2 protein-coding genes and 1 pseudogene are annotated in these 4,482 nt (G+C 67.7%); all 3 read left to right on the top strand.

From position 1 onward, the window contains the following. The first annotated feature begins 208 nt into the window (after nucleotides 1-208). On the top strand, nucleotides 209-2,566 hold the full coding sequence (locus OTB19_RS41685) for a hypothetical protein (RefSeq protein WP_267804079.1): 2,358 nt from the start codon (nucleotides 209-211) through the stop codon (nucleotides 2,564-2,566). 23 nt (nucleotides 2,567-2,589) lie between these two features. Next, nucleotides 2,590-3,045, top strand: coding sequence for a hypothetical protein (locus OTB19_RS41690; RefSeq protein WP_267804080.1), 456 nt, complete (start codon nucleotides 2,590-2,592; stop codon nucleotides 3,043-3,045). Between the two features lie 121 nt (nucleotides 3,046-3,166). After that, a pseudogene (locus tag OTB19_RS43905) lies at nucleotides 3,167-4,376 on the top strand (DUF6177 family protein); the annotation flags it as partial. Between the last annotated feature and the right edge of the window lie 106 nt (nucleotides 4,377-4,482).

Genomic DNA, 4,482 nt, shown 5'->3' on the forward strand with positions numbered 1-4,482 from the left:
AGAAAGAACCTCGGAGAACCCGCCACCGGGACGGCCACCCGGGATACCGGCCTGCCCGAATCCGGAAACCCACCACAAAAGCAATCACACCGCGTGATCAAAGATCACGCGGTGGATCGAGGCTCAGGGGTGACCTGGCGATGGCGGAGACCACGCAGCGGGAGTACTCCAAGGCTCCGACTCCGGAAGAAATGAAGGGCCCCAAGAAGTGATTGATCCCGGGAAGATACCGACCTTCACGGGAAATCTGGAGACTTTGGAGACTCATGCGGCTTCTCTGAAGAAGACCGCCTCCAGCATTCGTGGTACGGGTGCAGACGTCCACAACGCCTTCCAGGCGCTGGATCCGGTCTACGACGCTCCCGAGCAGGAGCAGTTGCTTGATACGACGATTCCGGTGCGGGACAAGGCGGATGAGTTCGCGAAGAAGCTGGAGTCCGCTGGCGGCGCGCTGACGAGTTTCGCGTCGACCGCCCGTCCGCTGGTGAACAAGATGAAGCAGCTCCGCGCGGATGCGGAGACCTTCGTCGCGGACAACCAGCACGACGACGACTGGCAGCAGGACCAGGGCAAGGTCGACGAGAATGCGCGCCTTGTCCGTGAAGTCGGTGCGACGTGGATGGCGTTCCAGGGCGTCGAGCGCGATGCGGCCAACAAGATCACCGCGTTGGTGGGTGGTACGCGTTTCGTCGTTGACGACGGTTCGCACAAGGCCGGTATGTACGGCTTCAGGGACAGCGATGTCAAAGACGCGAAGGAGACACCGTGGGGGACGGTCGACAAGCGTGAATACACGGGTCTGCGGGCCGCGTGGGAGTGGACGAAGGGAAATGTCGGCGGTGCGCTGAAGGGGTTCTTCGTCGACGGTGTCTGGGGCACGCTCAAGGGCCTCGGCAGCATGGTCAATGTCTTTGACTGGGACAACTTCAAGAAGACCTGGTCGGGCATCGGTGATGTCTTCGGCGGTATCAGCGGCTACATCATCACGCCGTACGACTGGGCGATGGACAAGATGTTCGGCCCGGTCGACCACAGTGACCGTGAACATCAGAAGGCGGCCCTGCGCAACTTCGGCAAGTCGCTGGTCGCGTGGGACGAGTGGGACAAGGACCCGTCGCGGGCGTTCGGGACGGTGCTGTTCAACGCCCTGACCCTCGGGTCGGGCTCATTGCTCAAGCTCGGCAAGGCCGGGAAGCTGGGTATGGGCGCGGAGGCCGTGACCGCGCTGGGCAAGGCCGGCGCGCTCGTCGACCCGATGAGCTACCTCGGCAAGGCGGCGGGGGTCACCAAGCTCAAGGTCGGCGACCTCATGGAGGGCCTCAAAGCCAGTCGGGCGGGCGTGGACGACATGGCCCGCAACATGCCCACCGGGACCTCGCCGCACCCGGGCGACGCGGCTCCGGCTCCTGGGCGCACGGGGGACCCGTCCTCGACTCCCGCCGGCGCCGGCGAGAAGACGCCCCCCGGTCACGAGTACGTCGACCCCGCGGGCAACAAGCGCGTCATCGGCGATGACGGGTATATCCGGGACGAGCACGGCAACGTCGTTCGCGACACCGAACCCGTCAGGGAGCCGCACAAGGACGACCTGCCCAACGTCAAGGAGCACGAGACCGCTCCGGTCAAGGAAGAGCCCAAGGTCCTCGAAGGCGCGGGCGGCCCCAGCCGCGTGGAGAACGGAGCGGGCCACCCGACCGGCTCGGCGCACCCGGGCGACGGATCCCACCCGACCTCGATGCACCCGGGCGACGATTCCCACCCGGCCGGTGGGGGTGGCGGTACGTACAACACGCCGTTCACAGGTGGCCACGCCGCGGACACCTCGACCAGCAACGGCTCGGGCAGCGGCGCGGGTTCGCACACGCCGTCGGGTGGCGGCGCGTCCCACACGCCGAGCGTTGGCCACGGTCACGGAACCGGCGATCACTCGACGGGCGCCCATGGCGGAGACGGGGCCCACGGCGACGCTGGGGGGATGGACGACGCGGCTCATGGCACGGACGACGCTGCCCACCCGGCAGCCGAAGGAGCTCCGGCCGATCACGACCCCAACTCGCACCACGACACCGGACAGCCGCGCGGCGAGCTCATGCCCAGTACGACGGAGCGCACTCTGCGCGAGATGCGGGCCATGCGCCATGGGCGGGCTCGGTACAAGGGTGCTGAGGACTACCTTCGAGAGATGGCGGACGGGGCACCCGAGCAGCACTATCCCGTACCGAAGAATGACCACCCCTACTACCCGGTAGAGACGCCGGGTGGGCGCCACGTTGACGTCCCGGTTCACATGTCGAACGGCCGCACACTGGCTGTGGAGGTCAAGCACTATCTGGAGTGGCGAACGATCACGCTCAAGGACGGTTCCACGCGCACCGTGCAGGGGGAAGTCCCGCTCAGCGATGGGATCAAGCAACAGATCAACAAGGATCTAGCGCTGCGCCGCGCGGATCCGAAATTCGATCCGCGCTGGGTCTTCCTGCACGCCCCCCCATCGCAGGCCCTTAGGAACTATCTCACCCAGGCTCGCGTTATCTTCGTCGAGTACGGGCCCGCTCCCAAGAAGTAGAAGGCCAACGAAAGGCTCAAAGCGTGACGAGAGCAAGCGAACCGGATCTCCAGGGATGGATCGAGGAGGGGCGCCGGAATATCGTTGACGTCGCTGACATGCTCGGGGTAGCACCCGATATCTACACCCGCGACCCGATGAGTCTCATTCCCGCCCTCCAGGGCTATGTCTCACGTGCTCCGCTGAGCGAATTCGAGCAGTCGGACTGGATCACGTTGCACAGCGATCTGATGTCCTACGTCGCCGATTACCTGATTCAGAAGCACGGAGCGCAGTGGAAGGTGGCGGACGACCCCAGCGTGCCCCGCGGATACCGCTATGTGATCGAGGCGACGGGGCGGGACGGCGTGACCCGTCGTATCGACCCTGCCGATGTAGTAAGGAAGGAATTCTCGAATCTCCCGATCGAGATTCCCCGGATGCTGGCTAGTGCGGAACTCACTCTGCGTTTGGCGGCGCAGTTCGACGGCGGTGAATAACACATCCACGCCGCCCTGGGTGGGCAGCTAAAAGTGGTTCCTCCGCGCCGGCCACCGCAGTAGGGCTTGGCTGATTCAGCCGATGCGGCAGCCGACCACGCATGACCAGAAGGAACTTTCCATGACCAAGGACGTGATCGCGCTCACCGAGCGCATGCCTGACGCGCTGAGCATCCTGGCGGGCCTACTCGCGGGCGGCCCGGACCTGCAGGTCGAGACCGCCGGCGAGGGTGCCGTGGTCCAGCTTTGTGATGCCGAGGGCCGGCCTCTCGTCTCGATCGAGGTGCCGCTGCTGCTCCAGGTGCCGGGCGAGGCGGCCCGGCTGCTGGGGCCCGGGGCCGAGCCGTCCGGCGACGGCCGGGCGTGGTGGGTCGAGGCCCGCGCCGCCGTGGGCGTCCCCCAGGCCGAGCAGCTCGCGGGCGCCTTTGCGGCCCGTCTGACCATGCTTCTGGGCGGCCGGGTCTGGCCGCCGGACGCCCCCGGCACCGTCGGTGCGGCCCGCCCGGTCGACGTCTCGGGCATCACCGCCGTACCGCTCCCGGCGGCCGCGCAGCCGGCTGTCGACATGCTCACAGACGAGGTCGCCGTCGTACTCCAGGATCGGCCCGTCGTCCCCATGACGAGCTGGCTCTCCGAGGCACTTCGGGCCACCGTGGAGAGCGACCGGTCCCTGCAGATCGTCACCCCGCCGCACTGCCGACTCTCCCTGCCCACCCGCATGCTGCTGCAGTCCACACCCTCGCGCTGGGTGGTGCAGGACGAGCGGTGCGGCTACTACGACGGGCTGACCGGCGCGGTACTGCGCCGGCAGGACGGCGCCTTCTCCCCGGCCCGGGACGAGAGCGGCCAGACCCCGGTGGCGAACGCCTTCACGGAGGTCCGGCCCACCGGCGAGCGTCAGCTCATCGTTTCCTTCCGCACCCTGCACCGTCCCGCGGCGGACCTCGTCCTCGGCGGCGCCCTGGAAGCCGCCTGGCAGGCGCTGACCGGCGGCCCGCCGGCCGGCTGGGGGACATCGGAGCCGGCCGGTCTGACCTGGTCGCGGCGGCAACTGACCGACCTGGCGTACGAGCGCGCCCCCCGGCCCGCCCACCTGGACGGTGGTCGTCGGCACCCCGGACCGGCCTGCCGTCGCCACCCTGCGCGTGATCCGCACCCCGCAGGGTGTGGAAGAGGACGTCACCCTCACCGTGGGCTACGGCCCCGGTGAGAAGCCGGCCCTGGAGGCAATGCCGGAGCTGGCCGGCGAGCTGGTGACCCGGCACGGGCTGAAGACCATGATGTGCCAGCTGCGCGAGGCCCGCCGGGACCTGAACCTCGATCCACCGCGTGATCTTTGATCACGCGGTGTGATTGCTTTTGTGGTGGGTTTCCGGATTCGGGCAGGCCGGTATCCCGGGTGGCCGTCCCGGTGGCGGGTTCTCCGAGGTTCTTTCT

The organism is Streptomyces sp. H27-H5 (genome assembly GCF_026627505.1).
Taxonomy (GTDB): domain Bacteria; phylum Actinomycetota; class Actinomycetes; order Streptomycetales; family Streptomycetaceae; genus Streptomyces.